Genomic DNA, 16042 nt, shown 5'->3' on the forward strand with positions numbered 1-16042 from the left:
AATAGGGGGAAGTCCCAATGACAAGTGTGGCAATTATGCTAGAGGTTGCTAGCTCCGCGTAGCGGCTTTGTTCAACAATTTTGTATACGACATTTGTCGTTTTATAAACCGACAAATGTCCATATATTACGTTGCATCTATTTTAGCCACGAAATAAATTCATGTAAACAAATGGTTAATATCGAGCCGTTTTTTATAATTGTAGAAATACACCAAAATGGTGGAGATCAGTAATATTGGACAAAACAACAATTACTGTCTGTATTCACAGCATTTATTAACCTAGGCAACCAACTAAATTGATAACACAAGACTGTGTTACTAATAACAAGCACTGCTTTGGCAGTTGTTTTTTTTAGGCTCACCAAGATCAAATTTTAATTTCATATACTAAAGTACTGACTAGCTACTTATCGCTCATTACTGTCTGTTTAATACAATAAGCCTGTTCATTAAATCTATAAACACACACCAACGATGACAGTACCGATTAGTGAAAATATAATGGTTTATTAATACAAAATTGCACGTTATTGTTTAGTGCTTAACACTAAAAAATGATAAATAAATGGCTTTTTATATTCTGGCATTGTCAATATTATGCGTTTTTTCTCGCCGCAATATTTTTATAATGCAACAGCCCCTTTGGCACTGCTTGATGGTTTTGAGTGTTATAAGCGCTTATGCTGAAGGTTATATAAATTTATATGCACTGCTGAGTAGTGGGCTTTATGTTGCTTTATATCACTGTGCGATAAATACAAAGCGGGCAATAATACGCGCTATATTAAGCACTGTTTTTGTTATTACCTCATTGGCATTGGCACTTCATTGGGTGCCTGGTTTTAACAATCTCCCTATTGTTATAAATGAGCGTATTACCAGCGATGCGATTGCTTTTACCCTTTATGCTAATTTTGATAAAGCTATGGCTGGGTTATTTCTTTGTGCTTACTTTTTTTCGAACTTAAACCCTAAAAGTAAAGCGCCAGTAAAAACAGATTCTAAAACGGCAATAAAAACTGAAATTAAAGTAAAACAGCCTATTTTTATAGTAATCAGCACCGTTTTAGCTACGCTTATGGCGGCTTTAATACTCGGACTTGTAAGCTTTGATCCTAAAGTTCCTGACTTTTGGTTGGCATTTATTGCTATAAACCTTTTATTTACCTGCGTTGCCGAGGAAGCTTTATTTAGAGGCTTATTACAAACTAAACTCAGCCAAATAATCACACCTGCACGCTTATCGTTACTTGCTCCTTTAATTACGGCTGGTATTTTTGCTTTGGCACATTTTTCGGGAGGAGTTAATTATGTATTAGTTTCAATTGTTGCTGGTTTTGGCTATAGCTATATTTTTTATAAAACGCAGCGTTTAGAGTGGGCTATTTTATGCCATTGGTTAGTTAATGTTTGTCACTTCTTTTTGTTTACTTACCCTATGTTAAGTAAACCCTAAATACATTTACAAATGCTAACAATTTACGCAGTAGCAAATATTGTTCTCACTTGATTTATATAGTAATTTATATTTTAAATAATAAATTAAAGGACTAATAAATATGCTGCGTTTTATAATGGCAATAACAGTGCTCGCCACAATAACGGGTTGTTCAGGCATTACTTTTCATACCGATATAGATAACGATGTGCTATCTCAAGAAATTGGCACCTACGTTAAAAAAAGAGATTTGCAGCAGTTTTATAGTGACCAAGAAGCGCACGAAAGTGGTGCGACACTTTTGGGGCGAATAGAAGGTGAAAGCTGTGATGGCGACGGTAGAGGCAACAATAATGTAAGCTATAATCGCTCTAAATCAAATGCTATCGATTTACTCAAAGCAGATGCCATGCGCAGAGGCGGCAATGCATTTACTATTAACTCTTGTAGCGAAACGTCTGTATCGTATTGCGACTTATCTGTTTTATGCACCGGACAAGCTTACGACTATCAATAAGTAAAAGTGCAAATTATATATTAAGCGCAAAGCTAAGTAATACGCGCTTTCCAGACTCAATTTTAGATACGCTGTGTTCGTACTTATCGGGTCTGAATAAATACACGCGATTAAATAAGTTAATAATGCATTTTGAGCATTTAAATACTCCACCCGCCTTAGGTTTTTCTACTACAAAATTAAGTTTGTAATAACGCCCTTGCTGCACGGGATCAATATGGTTCATTACACTGTGATTTGTTGGGTAAGTAACAAGGTTTATCGAAAATGTATTACTACTAAAAATGGCTTTGTTTTTAACGGTTGCAATCATACTGCCTCCAACTGTTTATATGCCTTATTGTATCATTGGGCTGGGTCTTACTTCGTTTTTAAGCGAGACTAAAACACCATGACATATAGCCAATCAGACTAGCTCTTATAAGCAATCAGATACAAAAAAGCCGAGCTTAGTAAGCTCGGCTTTTTTTAGCGCATTTTAGTAATTATGCACTTGGGTATTCGCGGTACGCGCGTTCTATATTTTTAGCCTGCTTTTTAGAAATACCTAAATGAGCAAGTGCAACACGTAAACGAGCACGTGATAGGTCAGAGCCTAAAATCTCCATTGCATCAAGCACTGAGGTACTTGATGTTTTGCCTGTAATTGCGACAAATATCGGCTCTAAAAAGTCTTTAATTTTAAGCTCGTGGAATGTTGCTACTTCTTTTGCTATTGCAAAAATAGCTGGTTTTTCAAAGCTACGTAAGCCTTCAAGCTGCCATACAAAAAATTGTAGTGCTTGGCGAATCACGTTTTCGTCTGCTTTGCCCGCAGTTAAAAGCGCTGGGTCGTAAGTTGGAATACCACCAACAAAATGCCCTGCTAACTCAACCATGTCTGATAACGTATTAATACGTGTTTTAGCTTCTGGTAATATTTTAGCGAGCATTTCGCCGTTAAATTTCCAATCAACAAAGCGCTGTATTAGCTGCTCGTCAGTTAGGTTTTCGCGGATCCATGTACCGTTTAACCAGCTTAGCTTATCTACGTCGAACACGGGTCCACCAAGCGATACACGCTTCATGTCGAAGTTTTCAATCATTTCATTCAGTGTGAATTTTTCACGCTCATCTGGCATTGACCAACCCATGCGACCTAAGTAGTTAAGTACGGCTTCTGGCAGGTAACCCATTTCTTTATAATAGTTAATAGACGTTGGGTTTTTACGCTTAGACAGCTTTGATTTATCTGGGTTACGTAGTAATGGTAAGTGACCTAGTACCGGTGCTTCCCAACCAAAATCTTCATACAGTTTTAATAACTTAGGTGCTGAGTTAATCCACTCTTCACCACGGAAAATATGGCTGATTTCCATGTGATGGTCATCAACTACATTTGCTAAAAAGTACGTTGGAAAACCATCAGCTTTTAATAACACTTGCATGTCTACGTTTTCCCACGGGATTACAATTTCGTCGCGCAGGTAGTCGTTAAACTTAAATGTGCCTTCGCTTGGGATTTTCATACGTATAACGTAAGGTTTGCCTTCAGCTAAGTTTGCTTTAATTTCTTCATCTGTATGGTTTAAACCACGACCGTCGTATTTAGGGCGCAAGCCTTCTGCCATTTGCTCTTCACGCATTTGGTCAAGCTCTTCGCTTGTTGCAAAGCAGTAAAACGCTTTGCCGTCGTCAACTAACTGATGCGCGTATTTTTTGTATAAATCGCTACGCTCAGATTGGCGGTATGGACCAAACTCGCCACCAATATCAGGACCATGATCCCACTCAAGCCCTAACCAGCGTAAGCTATCCATAATAGCTTGTTCTGATTCTGACGTGCTGCGCACTTGGTCAGTATCTTCAATACGAAGTACAAATTCACCGCCTTGTTGTTTAGCAAAACAGTAATTAAATAAGGCGATATAAGCGGTGCCAAGATGCGGGTCACCAGTTGGCGACGGGGCAACACGGGTGCGAATTGTCATGGTATGTTCTCTTTAAATAAGTGAGATAGTAAAAGTGGTTTATGCAGCTACTTTGTTTAAGTAAGCAATAATATCGTTTGATTCGTACAGCCATTCTACTTGGCCATTTTGCTCTATGCGTAAGCAAGGTACTTTAACTTTGCCGCCTTGCTCTAGTAGCTCTTGACGATATTGCTCATTGTCTTTTGCATCGCGTGTTTCTATGTTTAAGCCTTCGCGCTTAATGGCGCGGCGTACTTTTACACAAAACGGGCATGCTTTGAATTGGTATAGTTTAAATTGTGAGGTTTGCTGATCAAGCTGCGCTTGCACGTCGCTTGCACGCTTTTTACTGCGAGGAGTAAATACAAAATTAAAAAACAGGATTATACAACCTAAAAACCAACGAACTAATTTCATGTTTTGTGCTCTGCTTACAACAATTTAAGGAGCCAGATTTTAGCACAAATTTACAATCAAAAAAGCTCAATACGATTGAGTTACTAGCTCTTCTTCATAAAGTTCTAGCTCACTGCATGCGGTTACCTTATTTCGACCTGTTTTTTTAGAGTGATAAAGCGCTAAATCGGCCTGATTAACAATACGCGATACCGTATCAAAACGTTGTAACTCTAAAAAACCAATACTTATTGTTAACCTTTCAATATGTACAAAGGAATACTTAGCAATATTAGTTCTAAGTCTATTTAATGCGTTGTAAGCATCAACATGGGTTTTAGCTTGAAACAATATGGCAAATTCCTCACCGCCATATCTAAATACATAATCTTCAACTCTAAAACTCTTTCTTAATAATTTAGCAACTTGAGAAATCACTTTGTCACCCACTACATGACCAAAATTATCGTTTACATTTTTAAATAAATCTATATCTACAATAGCTAAATACCAACCTCGCTTTTTACTAGCATCTTCTCTGGGAAGTAAAAAGCCATTACCCGATACTATCTCCATTACTTTTTTATCAAATGTTTGGCGGTTTAATAGCTCCGTTAGAGGGTCTAAGCGCGATTTATGTAATAACCACAATTGATTAGCATAAATATTTAAAATATGTAAAGCCATCATGCAAGTTTGCTCTTTTAACGCTTGCTCGGTTTCTATAATTAAAACACCAATAACATCATCTAAATGATAAACAGGTACATGGCTAGTTGTACGTCCATATGCATGGGTAACTCTTACTTTATTTGGGGTCGCTTTACTTAATAAATGTTGAGCTTGAGTTGAGCTAATATTATCTAAATCATTCTTAGGGTTAATTAATGTAGGTGGCACCAATGCAGAAAAATGTTTGTTAATATAAATAGAAAAATTATCTACTTTGAGTAAATCACTACTCACCTGAACTAACGCACTATCTAAATCACTTTCTTCCTCTTGCTGTGTAAGCGAAATAATCCATTCGTGACCACATTTATTTGCTTCCATTACATTGCCTAAACTGATTTAACTGCAATCAGTTTAGACAATATCCATGATTTTACTAAATAATGAGGCAATACTTATTAGCTAATCCTTTTGAATAAGGTTTTAAAGCAGTACTAGGTCATCTCGATGCAACACTTCTGCACCGCTATCGTAATCAAGTAACTCACCAATTTGATTTGAATGCGCCCCTTTTATTTTATTTACTTCAACACTGCTAAAACGCGTTAAGCCTCGTGCAATTATTTGATTTTTAGTGTCTATTAAATCAATTAAATCGCCTCGTTCAAAACTTCCAAATGCATTAGTAACGCCTTTAGCGAGTAAGCTTGCGCCTTTATTTTGCAGCGCTGTAATAGCGCCAGCATCTATAGTGATCTGCCCTGTGCTTTTAGGTCCTGCTAGTAACCATTTTTTTCGACCATCTTTTGGAGCGGTGAGTTTTAAAAAACGAGTGCCAGGTAACTCGTCACTCATGCATTTTAAAATAACGTTTTTGCCTGCGCCTTTAGCAATAATAACTTCAACGCCTGCACGCCTTGCAATGTCGGCTGCTTGCAGTTTTGTTGCCATACCGCCGGTGCCTAAATTTGTGCCACTGCCACCAGCAAGTTGGCGTAACTCATCGTTTATATGTGTTACTTCACCAATGAGAGTAGCATCGGCGTTTGTGCGCGGATCGCTGGTAAATAACCCTTCTTGATCGGTAAGTAATAGTAATTTGTTTGCATTAGCCAAAATAGCAACAAGCGCCGATAAATTATCGTTATCGCCCACTTTTATTTCACTCGTGGCTACTGCATCATTTTCATTTATGATTGGCACAACGTCGTAGTTTAATAATGCAGTGAGTGTATCGCGGGCATTTAAGTAGCGCTCTCTGTCGTCTACATCGGCGCGAGTAAGTAGCATTTGCCCTACGTTTACACCGTATAAAGCAAATAGGCTCTGCCAAATATGAATAAGTTGACCTTGTCCAATTGCAGCAAGCATTTGTTTATCAATCAAGCTTCTGCCACAGGGTTTTAATAGTTGTTCGCGCCCAGCGGCAACTGCACCGCTCGAGACTAAAATAACGTGATGACCTTGTTTTTTAAGCTCGCAACATTGGCGTACTAGTTCAACCATATGTGCTTTATCTAGCTTATCAGTGCCGCCAGTGAGTACGCTTGTACCAAGCTTTACAACTATTACCTGTTCACTTTGCATGTGCTTTTACTAATGATTAATTAAAGATAAATTAATTTATACCAGCTCGGTATTTTTGAACAAGTTAAAAATATTCATGCTAGGATCTGATTTTATTAAATTATGTAAATTACTCTCTATGCCTGCCAGTTTATGTTTAATTATTGCCACTTTTTTATGGGGCAGCTCTTTTATTGCGCTCAAATATGCCATTGCCATTTACGACCCTGCATTGGTGATATTTTTACGCATGCTCACCACGTTATTTTTGTCGCTTTGTTTGTGGCGTTACGTTATTCGGTTTGAGTATCTAAAAGGTGACTGGAAGTATTTAGTGGGTATGTCGCTTGCTGAACCTTGCTTGTACTTTTTATTTGAAGGACATGCAATGGAATACACATCGGCCTCGCAGGCTGGGGTTATTGTGTCGTGCTTACCTATTATTATTGCGCTACTTGCCTTTTTATTACTTAAAGAATACATAAGTAAATCCATTGTGGTCGGTTTTACGTTGTGTATTGGCGGCAGTATTTTACTAACTCTTCTTTCACCAAGTTCTGACCAAGCACCTAATCCGTTACTGGGTAACTTTTTGGAGCTTATGGCTATGGTGTGCGCTGCATTTTATACCGTAAGTATTAAGCATTTGGCTAATCGCTACTCGCCTCTTACTTTAATTGCTTTGCAAGGTATTAGCGGTAGTTTGTTTTTTGCGCCATTTTTATTTTTTATCGAACTACCAAGCGAAAATCAACACGACTTAACCGCACTTATGAGCATTTTGTACTTAGGATCGTGTGTAACTCTAGGTGGTTATGGCATGTATAACTACGCCATTAGTAAGGTGTCGGTATTAACCGCAGCTGCATATTCTAATTTAATTCCTATTTTTACGCTTATTTTGTCCGCTATTATTTTGGGCGAAGTGCTCAACGTTTGGCAATGGTTGAGCATATTTGTGGTGTTTATTGGTGTAATGGTAAGTCAGCGTCATCAAGAGCTCGTAATCGATATCCCACTTAATGAATCTGGCGAAGATAATTGCGCAGATACAAGTAACCTCAAGTCAGTACCAGAGGCAAGCGAATCAAAAGGGTAACAGGTAAGCAAATAAAGCCCTGGTGTTTGTAAAAAGTCGTGTTGAGATTGATGGATAACCTCAACCCCCGTTACTTTATAATTTTGCACCACGCCACTTTGCAATTGTAAAGTAAACTGCTCACCCACTTTAGCGTTTTGTAAAAATGCAAAGTGGGTGTCGTTATGCCCTGCTATTAGCGCGCCTTTTTTATTACCAAACTCTTTGCCACCCAACGCTCCTGCGGGTAAAAACTGGCTAGGTGCAAACGCTAAGTTACGACCACTCGCTCCAGCAAGCACACTCAATGTTTTATTATGGCTTGGCCAATTAAGCTGCGCTGTAACGTAGGTATCGGCATAAAACCATGGTTTTACTTGTGCATTAGGGTCATTAAGTGCCTCTTGCCACGCTTGCTCAATTAATACTTGAGCAAGCCACGCTTTAGCTTGCATATAAGCGCCGTGTCCAAATAATCCTAACCCTAATATTAGTAAACCTGCACTTAGCCACTTTTTCATTTTAAGCCTCTTTTTATTTAGCTCTTTGCTTAAATTTAAGAGCGCCAAACCCTAATAATAAAATACAGCCTAGTAAAATATGTAGTCTACTTTGCCCATCGGTTTGTGGTAAACGCATTGCCATACCTTGTGGTAATGCGTTAGTTGCTTGTACGCTTTGCTTTGCCACTTCTTTTGTTTGTGTTTTCTCAATTGCTATAAAAGCAGTAAACGGACTGAGTAATTGATGAGCTAGCGCAAGTTTTTGTACTTCATCTTTAACTGTATTTTGCTCGTTATATAAAAGCAGCGACTTTATTTTTTCACGAGCCCACAGCTTGGCTATTCCTTTTGCATCAGAGCTATTTTGTGTACGAATTTTAATACTGAAAGGACCTTGTGAAGTTTGCCCAGTAAGTACCACATTTTTTACGTTATTGAGCTTTATCGCCGCCATAATGGGTTCTCCAAAATATAAATCGGGTAATGGTGATGGCCAAAAATCTAATGCATTACCATTTTCATCGTTTAAGGCTAAGTTAGTCACTGCCGGATGAGCGAGCTTATCAAACAACTGCTGCATTTTAGGCTGCACTTCGCTTATGCTGCCTATAAATGTGAACGTGCCCTTGCCAACATCGGCGGCTCGTCGCATAAAAAAGCTATTAGGTGCACTGCCAATACCCACCGTAAATAGGCGGCTATCACCTAGCTTATTTTGTATATTTTTAAACAGTGTATCTTCGTTACTGACACTACCGTCGGTTAAAAATACAACTTGGCGCACAAAACCATCAAACTGGCTTGCATCAAGTACGGTATCTAATGCGCTTTGTATTTCGGTGCCACCATCAGCCCTTAAGCTATAAATAAATCGCTCTGCTCGGCGTAAATTAAAGTCGCTAGCAATAAGCGGCTTATCACTCATTGGGTTAACTACACTATCAAAACCAATAATGTTAAAGCTGTCGTCGCTATCAAGTAGTGACAGCGCATAAAATAATGCTTTTTTAGCTTGCTCTATAGATTGCCCATGCATTGAGCCTGATGTATCAACTACAAAAACCATTTCGCGAGGTAAGCGCTGCGTTTGTACAAATTGATCCCCTGGTGGCATTAACATAGCAAGCCCGTAACGATCCCCGTTCTCAAACTGCTCAGTAAAAAAAGCGGCCTGAGCTTGATCTTTTTGCAGTGGTTTAAACTCAAGTAAAAAATCTCGGTTAACTGCATTTGCTTCATTTAAGGCTATTTTATATTGCCCAAATGCGGGATTTTGCACATCAACATTATGAAACTTAGAGTTTATATCTACCAACTCCAAGCCTACATCTATATCAATGCTTAAACTAAATTGGCTGCTTGGTACATTATCATCATTTTTATTACTTTCTTGGGTGCTATATACAGGGCTTAACCAGCCATTTGGCACAGGATTATTCGATGTTTTATTTGTGTTATTTTGCTCAACTTCACCATTTATTACATGGTAACGAGGAGTAATTGTAGTTGGGAACCGAATAGCAAATGTACCGCTGCTGTAATCAATTATTTCTTGGTACTCAAGTTCAATAATTACTTGCTCACCGGGGCCAATATTAGCCACGTTAGTAATAAACATATTCGCACGTTGTTGGCGAACTAAAGCCGCTTGCTTACCTGCTTTTTTAGCCTCAGTGTATTTTTTTTCTGCCTCATCTTTTTTATCAATTTCGCCTTTAATTACTCGATCCCCTATGCGCATCGTCATCGCATGTACTGCGCTTTCATCGGGCAATGGAAATACATAGCGAGCATTTACTGCAAACGGATTTTCGTTTTGATAGGTCTGCGTTACTACAACATGGTTAATGAGACCTGTTAAGGTCATATTAGCGTCGCTTTTTAAAATTATTGCAGAGCTTACTTGCAAGCCCTGACTATCAAAAAGTTCTAATTTAGGCGATTGTGCATGGCTTTTAAAGCTCACTAACATCACAGATATACTTAGTATAAAAAGGCTTACCCATTTAAGGGTAAGCACTTTGGTTGGTCTACTCAATATCAACATAAAATCACTCCATCGAACGCTTAAATTAGTTACTTGCAGTTTGCCCATTTACAGAATTTATTGAGCGAGTGGTAAGGGTCACACGTCTATCAAAAAAGTTATCTTCTACTGTGTTGCTACTTGCCAATGTTTGTTGCTCGCCAAATGCTTGCGTGCTTAATCGTTTATGGCTTACACCATGTTTTATTAAGTAGCTTTGCACGGCATCTACACGCGCTTTAGAAAGTAAAAGATTAGCTTGCTCGTCGCCGCGTTGATCGGCAAAGCCACTTAAATCAAGCGCAAGCTGTGGTTGGTTATTCAAAAGGGCGACAAGTTGATCTAGCTGAAGCGCAAAATGCGAAGCAATAACACTTGAGCCTGTTTTGAACTGCACTGTCATTGCTAATAAGTTATTAATTTGAGCTTGAGTTAATTGCTCATTTTGATTGGCAAGTACTTCTACCTGTTGCTCTAGCATGTTGTTATGATTAAGTACGTGTTGGTAATCATTGGTTTTTTCTTTCATGACCGTAATTGCGCGTTCTTGCTCTGCAATTTTATCGTCGGCTACTTTAGACTCCCCTATTAAACCACCCGCAAATGCACCAACAAAAGCACCAATAGGTCCACCTACTACACCGCCAATAATAGCGCCAGTACCTAAGCCTATAGCTGTTTCTTTGTGTCCTTCTTTTGGTGGCGTATGGGTAGCTGCTGAGGCAAATGCTTCAGTACAAAAACTAGCAATAAGAGTGAGTGCTATTAATGTTTTTTTCATAGTTTGATCCTTAAAATTGTTTTTTACTTTTATGATGTTTTGTTTTGATGCTTGCATTAAAACAATCTCAAGTGGCAACAAAGGGGAGAAAAAATGGCAAACTGCTGAGCAATTGTGGCAAAAAAAAGGCAATTGCCTTTTTAACCTTACTTAGCTTAAAAACTTCGTTATAGTGCACAGCACAGTAGAGTAGCTAATGATTAAAATGAAAAAAATAGCCATCATTGAAGATGAACCTGCAATTCGCGAAAACTACATAGAAATGCTTAGCGCACAAGGCTACCAAGTTAGTGGCTTTGAAAATCGCGCCAGCGCAGAAGCTGAATTTAAAAATGCCCTGCCCGATTTAGCCATTGTTGATATTGGCTTGGGTCATGAAATAGATGGCGGCTTTTTACTGTGCCAAACACTGCGTTCACTTTCTAAAACACTGCCTATTATTTTTTTAACCGCACGCGATAGTGAAATAGATACCGTATGCGGCCTGCGCATGGGCGCCGACGACTACCTAACAAAAGACATAAGCTTGGCTCATTTAGCTGCGCGTATTGGTGCACTATTTCGCCGGATGGAAGCACTTGAGCAACCTGCTGATGCAAACGCACTCATAACACGCGGGCAATTAACGCTCGACACACAACGTATGCAGGTATTTTGGCAACAACAATTAGTTGATTTAACCGTAACCGAATTTTGGATGCTGCATTCACTCGCGCAACGTCCTGGGCATGTTAAAAGCCGTAATGAGTTAATGAGCGATGCAAAAATTTATGTAGACGACAGCACCATTACTTCACACGTAAAACGTATCCGCAAAAAGTTTATAGCACTCGATAGCACCTTTGATTGCATAGATACTGTGTATGGTATGGGCTACCGGTGGGAACAACACTAATGCTACGATTTGGTCTACGCAGTAAATTTATATTACTTTCATGTTTTTTGTTTTTGCTGCCGTGGCTTGGCTACGAGTACGTATGGGAAATGGAAAAGTTTTTACGCCAAGGCCAAGAAAAAACCCTCGTAGGTACTACTCGCGCACTTGCGACCGCATTGCACGAACGCCCTGCGTTATTTGACGAACAAACTAATTTTTTAGATCAAGTAGTAAAAGGCCGTGATTTATACGCTTATAACCTTAAAAACCCTATTCAGCTAGATGGTAAACTCACCGATTGGGAAAGCTACCAACCGCTGTTTTGGCATTACGATAAGCGCTACTTGCAAAAAACAGACAGTAAACATCAAGCCAGTGATTTATCGTTTGATCATATGGTTGGCAAGTTTGATAATTATTTATACGCCGTATTTAAAGTAACTGATAACACACTTATTTATCGCGCTAAAAACAGCTTAAGTATTACCAATAACGATTATTTACAAATTGGTTTAAAAAATCCAGACGGTCAATTTAACACCTACATAATTGCACCGCGCCAAGATGGCTGGGTCAATGCGTTTAATGCAAATACCAAAGCACCTTTTACAAAAATTCAGGGCTATTTTGAAAGTACCAATACAGGTTATAACGTAGAGCTGCGTTTTCCCATTAGCATGTTGGGCAACAAACTTGGCTTTGCTATTGTTGATGTAGATAATAAAGATGCCTTGTTAGAACCAAAAATAATGTCGACCTCAAACTTAAATAACCCAAACGATTTAGGCTCTGTATTAGTTCCCTCTCCAGAGATTAGTCGTATTTTAAAAGGTATGGGGCACAGTGGTAGCCGTATTTGGGTAGTCGATAACCATCATCGTGTACTTGCGCAGTCGGGTACTATTCAAAATGCAGATGGCGTATGGGCTGACGGTCTCAAAAATCAGCCACCAGAAACCACATGGCAACGCTTTGAACAAACTTATTTGCACCCATTGTATTATAAAATTTTAACGCGTCCCGAAAATGAATTTTTAGACACCCTGCACGATGTAGCTTCTATGCAGGGCACGCACTTAGCTAAAGCATTAAAAGGTCAACCTGCATCGTCTTGGCGCTTAACCCCCGACAGCAAAGCCGTTATTTTATCGGCAGCTTACCCTATTTGGATTCAAGACCAAGTAATTGGCGCGGTAATAGCAGAGGAAACCACAAACGGCGTACGAACACTGCGTAACAAATCGCTCGAAAAACTCTTTAACGTTATTTTAGCCGTTATGCTAATTGGCACTGTTACCTTGTTCTTTTTTGCCTCGCGTATATCGAGCCGTATTAGACGACTACGCGATACAGCTGAGCAAGCAATTGATGCACAAGGGCGTGTTACCGGCAGTATTAATTACAGTGACGCAAACGATGAAATTGGCGACCTATCGCGTAGTTTTTCAAACATTGTGAGCCGACTTGGTGGCTATACCGATTACTTAGAAAATATGTCGTCGCGCTTATCGCATGAACTGCGCACGCCTGTTGCGGTAGTACGCTCATCACTTGAAAACTTACAAAGTTTGCCACAAAATGAGCTAAGTCAAAAATACCTCGATCGCGCCAGTGAAGGCGTAGAACGCTTAGGTAAAATTATAACCACCATGAGCGAAGCAACCCGCCTTGAGCAAAGTATTCAAAGCAATGAACCCGAGCCATTTGATTTACAAAAAGTAATAAATGGCTGTATGCAGGGCTACCAACTTACTTATCCAAACCAGTTATTTACGCTTGATTTATACCAAGAAAAATTGCCTATGCAAGGCGCACCAGAATTTATAGCCCAGCTACTTGATAAACTGATTAACAACGCGCTGGAGTTTAGTGAAACCAATATTGCTATTAATGCGAGCCTTAAACATATTGAAAATAAGGCAATATTAACAGTGAGTAATACTGGTCCCGCTTTACCTGAAGGATTAACTGAACATATTTTTGATTCTATGGTGTCGGTACGTAGTCAGCAAATGCAGCAGCAGCCACATTTAGGGTTAGGGCTTTATATTGTAAGGTTGGTGTGCGATTACCATAAAGGGAGCGTAACAGCGCAAAATAACGAACAAGGCGATGGTGTAGTGTTTACAGTAACGCTGCCGTTAGTTAATAGTTAAGCTAAGGTCGTATCTACAACCATGCTATTTATAACGACAACGCTGTAGTGAAATAGTGTTTTACATAATAAACCAAATAAAGCTGTATCTTCTTTGTTAAATTCAGCCATTAAAATTAACTTTAACTACATACGTATTAACACTTAAATTCTACTCACCCCGTAAAACCTGCCGATTACAATTTAGTGCAAGTTCAAATGTAACTATTCACTTTTTATTCAGTCAAATGACCATACCCTAATCATATTAAAGTATTACATTTGAGGAATAACCATGAAGTCACCACTCGAGCGTGAAGAATTAGATTTTATTTTTGATTTATATAGGCCCTCTAAAAAGCCTGTGTCTGAGAACATAAAACCAAAAAGTATTAACTACAAAGAACTAAGAAAGCACGACGCGAGCAAAAACCAAGGCATATCGCACTACTTAGTTTAACTTTATTACGATTGAGACTTCTCTCGTTCTAAAAATGCTTTAATGCAGTTAATTTCTGCAAGCCTTACTTCTTCGCCTATTTCTGGACCTTTTTTACCGCTTTTAAGTGCATTTTGTACTATCTGCTTTTTGTCCATTTTTTGTAGTTCAATATGAATTTCTCGCAGTTTAGCTGCTTGCGGGTATGGCTTATCAACAAGTGTTTCACCTCGCCCTTGCGCATCACACTGGCAAGCTTGAGTAAACGCTATAAAACGCTCTGGGTGCACCAAAGCATTTAGATTAGTGATAATTAACTTATGAATTGTTTGCGCTCTTAACTGATCGACCGTATGGCAAAGCGTATGGTTATCACTGGTGAGCACACCAATATCACGAAAACGGTTAGGCACTTTTAAGCGCTCACAAAACGCCTCAACTACTGCAACGCCTTCGCGTTCATGCCCACGTAAATTTCCGCGTATTTTATAACTAAGTGCTTTACCAAAGTCATGGGTAAGCGCAGCAAAGCGCGTTTCTAAATTAAAACTTAAATCTGCGGCTCGTCTAAGTACTAGCATGGTATGTACAAACACGTCACCCTCGGGATGATGCGCTGCTGGTTGTGGTACATCAACCATACGCTCAAGTTCTGGAAAAATACCTAAGCCTTGTAGTGCTTCAAAATAAAGCTCAGGGTGTTTTTCGCTAAGTGCTTTTTCGGTTTCAAGCCACACACGCTCAGGTACTAAATGATTTAGCTCACCTTTATTTTTAAGCTCACGCATTAATGCGTATGTACTCGGGTGAATACTCCAATCACGGCCATAGCGCGCTAAAAAACGGGCAATACGCAGTACCCGAACAGGGTCTTCTACAAATGCTTCTGTGGTATGGCGCAGTGTTTTGCTTTGTAAATCTGCTTGGCCATTAAAGGGGTCAATAATATTATTATTTTCGTCAAGCGCCATTGAGTTTATGGTTAAATCACGCCTAGCTAAGTCCTCTTCTAGCGTTACCGTTGAGCTGGCATCAACCACAAAGCCGGTATAACCTTTGCCACTTTTTCGCTCTGTACGTCCTAGTGCGTATTCTTCTTTTGTTTTTGGGTGTAGGTAAACAGGAAAGTCGCTACCTATTGGTACAAAACCGAGCGATTGCATTGTGTCTGGCGTTTCACCAATCACGACATAATCGTTATCTTTTGATTTTATATTTAGTAGTTTGTCGCGCACAGCACCACCAACTAGGTAAACCTGTTTTAAGTTACTTTTCACTTTATTCCCAATAACACTTGCCCAATTGTTTGACGCTAATCATATCATTAATTAATAAGTTCTGTGATGTTTGCCAAGCTTAAGTAAGCTCATTACAATGGCGCATTATTTTAATGCCATAGCCTTATATTCAATGAAAAATCATTCATCAAAAAAAGAACTCATGTTACTACCTATTTTATTGGTGGTTATTTTAATGTGTGTGGCAGGTCACTTTTTACTACAAGCTAATTTTCAAGACAGCAATATGGTTGAATACATGCTTGCCGCCTTGCCGTTTGCTATGTTTGGATTAGTTATTGTGGCGTTTAAAATGGCGGCTAAAAGCGAAAAGGATGAGCAAAATGAGCAGGACTCTTAATCCTGCTTTATCTTTTTAGAGC

16 protein-coding genes are annotated in these 16042 nt (G+C 39.0%); 7 read left to right on the forward strand and 9 right to left on the reverse strand.

All coding sequences use genetic code 11. The features are described from left to right. Positions 1–658 precede the first annotated feature (658 nt). Complete coding sequence (locus I6F65_RS12320) at positions 659–1459, forward strand: CPBP family intramembrane glutamic endopeptidase (protein WP_231613170.1); 801 nt, start codon at positions 659–661, stop codon at positions 1457–1459. A gap of 103 nt (positions 1460–1562) precedes the next feature. After that, positions 1563–1958, forward strand: a complete 396-nt coding sequence (locus I6F65_RS12325; RefSeq protein ID WP_024611686.1) for a hypothetical protein — start codon at positions 1563–1565, stop codon at positions 1956–1958. A 13-nt stretch (positions 1959–1971) separates the two neighbouring features. On the opposite strand, the gene I6F65_RS12330 is transcribed toward I6F65_RS12325, so the two are convergent. From I6F65_RS12330 to proB, 5 genes are all read right to left on the reverse strand, one after another. After that, a complete protein-coding gene (locus tag I6F65_RS12330) occupies positions 1972–2271 on the reverse strand; it encodes a hypothetical protein (protein WP_024611687.1) in 300 nt (99 codons plus the stop codon). Positions 2272–2443: 172 nt separating this feature from the next. Further along, positions 2444–3928 carry a glutamate--tRNA ligase gene (gene gltX / locus I6F65_RS12335; RefSeq protein WP_197113088.1) on the reverse strand — a complete coding sequence of 495 codons (1485 nt, stop codon included), beginning with the start codon at positions 3926–3928 and terminating at the stop codon, positions 2444–2446. 39 nt (positions 3929–3967) lie between these two features. Further along, entirely contained in the window at positions 3968–4327 is a 360-nt protein-coding gene (locus I6F65_RS12340) for a glutaredoxin domain-containing protein (protein ID WP_197113089.1), read from the reverse strand. A gap of 66 nt (positions 4328–4393) precedes the next feature. Continuing rightward, entirely contained in the window at positions 4394–5359 is a 966-nt protein-coding gene (locus I6F65_RS12345; protein WP_197113090.1) for a GGDEF domain-containing protein, read from the reverse strand. A gap of 102 nt (positions 5360–5461) precedes the next feature. Beyond that, on the reverse strand, positions 5462–6565 hold the full coding sequence (gene proB / locus I6F65_RS12350; protein ID WP_197113092.1) for a glutamate 5-kinase: 1104 nt from the start codon (positions 6563–6565) through the stop codon (positions 5462–5464). A gap of 118 nt (positions 6566–6683) precedes the next feature. On the opposite strand from proB, the gene I6F65_RS12355 reads away from it, so the two are divergent. Beyond that, positions 6684–7643 (forward strand): DMT family transporter, encoded by a 960-nt coding sequence (locus I6F65_RS12355; protein ID WP_197113131.1) that lies wholly within the window; start codon positions 6684–6686, stop codon positions 7641–7643. On the opposite strand, the gene I6F65_RS12360 is transcribed toward I6F65_RS12355, so the two are convergent. From I6F65_RS12360 to pdsO, 3 genes are read right to left on the reverse strand one after another with little or no spacing between them, the layout of a single operon-like run. Then, positions 7538–8143: a class GN sortase gene (locus I6F65_RS12360; protein WP_166112280.1), complete on the reverse strand. Its 606-nt coding sequence runs from the start codon at positions 8141–8143 to the stop codon at positions 7538–7540. The genes I6F65_RS12355 and I6F65_RS12360 overlap by 106 nt on opposite strands. Before the next feature lie 13 nt (positions 8144–8156). Next, positions 8157–10166, reverse strand: coding sequence for a marine proteobacterial sortase target protein (locus tag I6F65_RS12365; protein ID WP_197113133.1), 2010 nt, complete (start codon positions 10164–10166; stop codon positions 8157–8159). 31 nt (positions 10167–10197) lie between these two features. Next, the gene (gene pdsO, locus I6F65_RS12370; protein ID WP_197113094.1) at positions 10198–10932 is read right to left on the reverse strand and encodes a sortase-associated OmpA-like protein PdsO; all 735 of its coding nucleotides are present in this window, start codon (positions 10930–10932) and stop codon (positions 10198–10200) included. A 205-nt stretch (positions 10933–11137) separates the two neighbouring features. Here pdsO and pdsR point away from each other — a divergent pair, with 205 nt between their 5' ends. The 3 genes from pdsR to I6F65_RS12385 all read left to right on the forward strand — a co-directional run bounded on the left by pdsR (position 11138) and on the right by I6F65_RS12385 (position 14403). After that, on the forward strand, positions 11138–11827 hold the full coding sequence (pdsR, locus tag I6F65_RS12375; RefSeq protein ID WP_024611695.1) for a proteobacterial dedicated sortase system response regulator: 690 nt from the start codon (positions 11138–11140) through the stop codon (positions 11825–11827). Continuing rightward, positions 11827–13965 carry a proteobacterial dedicated sortase system histidine kinase gene (gene pdsS / locus I6F65_RS12380; protein WP_197113135.1) on the forward strand — a complete coding sequence of 713 codons (2139 nt, stop codon included), beginning with the start codon at positions 11827–11829 and terminating at the stop codon, positions 13963–13965. The genes pdsR and pdsS overlap by 1 nt, the downstream gene beginning before the upstream one ends. A gap of 273 nt (positions 13966–14238) precedes the next feature. Further along, the gene (locus tag I6F65_RS12385) at positions 14239–14403 is read left to right on the forward strand and encodes a hypothetical protein (RefSeq protein ID WP_166112271.1); all 165 of its coding nucleotides are present in this window, start codon (positions 14239–14241) and stop codon (positions 14401–14403) included. A 5-nt stretch (positions 14404–14408) separates the two neighbouring features. Here the strand turns inward: I6F65_RS12385 and I6F65_RS12390 are convergent, their stop codons facing one another. Then, positions 14409–15659 (reverse strand): multifunctional CCA addition/repair protein, encoded by a 1251-nt coding sequence (locus tag I6F65_RS12390; RefSeq protein ID WP_166112268.1) that lies wholly within the window; start codon positions 15657–15659, stop codon positions 14409–14411. A 133-nt stretch (positions 15660–15792) separates the two neighbouring features. Between I6F65_RS12390 and I6F65_RS12395 the strand changes: the two genes are divergently transcribed. Continuing rightward, positions 15793–16020 carry a hypothetical protein gene (locus I6F65_RS12395; RefSeq protein WP_024611697.1) on the forward strand — a complete coding sequence of 76 codons (228 nt, stop codon included), beginning with the start codon at positions 15793–15795 and terminating at the stop codon, positions 16018–16020. Positions 16021–16042: the final 22 nt, after the last annotated feature.

The organism is Pseudoalteromonas sp. SWXJZ94C (assembly GCF_015864385.1).
GTDB lineage: Bacteria > Pseudomonadota > Gammaproteobacteria > Enterobacterales > Alteromonadaceae > Pseudoalteromonas.

What these genes read in the sequence shown, in the direction of transcription:
- I6F65_RS12385 (WP_166112271.1), top strand. Translation starts at nt 14,239, where the DNA reads ATGAAGTCACCACTCGAGCGTGAAGAATTAGATTTTATTTTTGATTTA.
- pdsS (WP_197113135.1), top strand. Translation starts at nt 11,827, where the DNA reads ATGCTACGATTTGGTCTACGCAGTAAATTTATATTACTTTCATGTTTT.
- pdsO (WP_197113094.1), bottom strand. Translation starts at nt 10,932, where the DNA reads ATGAAAAAAACATTAATAGCACTCACTCTTATTGCTAGTTTTTGTACT.
- gltX (WP_197113088.1), bottom strand. Translation starts at nt 3,928, where the DNA reads ATGACAATTCGCACCCGTGTTGCCCCGTCGCCAACTGGTGACCCGCAT.
- I6F65_RS12330 (WP_024611687.1), bottom strand. Translation starts at nt 2,271, where the DNA reads ATGATTGCAACCGTTAAAAACAAAGCCATTTTTAGTAGTAATACATTT.
- I6F65_RS12345 (WP_197113090.1), bottom strand. Translation starts at nt 5,359, where the DNA reads ATGGAAGCAAATAAATGTGGTCACGAATGGATTATTTCGCTTACACAG.
- I6F65_RS12360 (WP_166112280.1), bottom strand. Translation starts at nt 8,143, where the DNA reads ATGAAAAAGTGGCTAAGTGCAGGTTTACTAATATTAGGGTTAGGATTA.
- I6F65_RS12320 (WP_231613170.1), top strand. Translation starts at nt 659, where the DNA reads ATGGTTTTGAGTGTTATAAGCGCTTATGCTGAAGGTTATATAAATTTA.
- I6F65_RS12355 (WP_197113131.1), top strand. Translation starts at nt 6,684, where the DNA reads ATGCCTGCCAGTTTATGTTTAATTATTGCCACTTTTTTATGGGGCAGC.
- I6F65_RS12340 (WP_197113089.1), bottom strand. Translation starts at nt 4,327, where the DNA reads ATGAAATTAGTTCGTTGGTTTTTAGGTTGTATAATCCTGTTTTTTAAT.
- I6F65_RS12325 (WP_024611686.1), top strand. Translation starts at nt 1,563, where the DNA reads ATGCTGCGTTTTATAATGGCAATAACAGTGCTCGCCACAATAACGGGT.
- pdsR (WP_024611695.1), top strand. Translation starts at nt 11,138, where the DNA reads ATGAAAAAAATAGCCATCATTGAAGATGAACCTGCAATTCGCGAAAAC.
- proB (WP_197113092.1), bottom strand. Translation starts at nt 6,565, where the DNA reads ATGCAAAGTGAACAGGTAATAGTTGTAAAGCTTGGTACAAGCGTACTC.
- I6F65_RS12395 (WP_024611697.1), top strand. Translation starts at nt 15,793, where the DNA reads ATGAAAAATCATTCATCAAAAAAAGAACTCATGTTACTACCTATTTTA.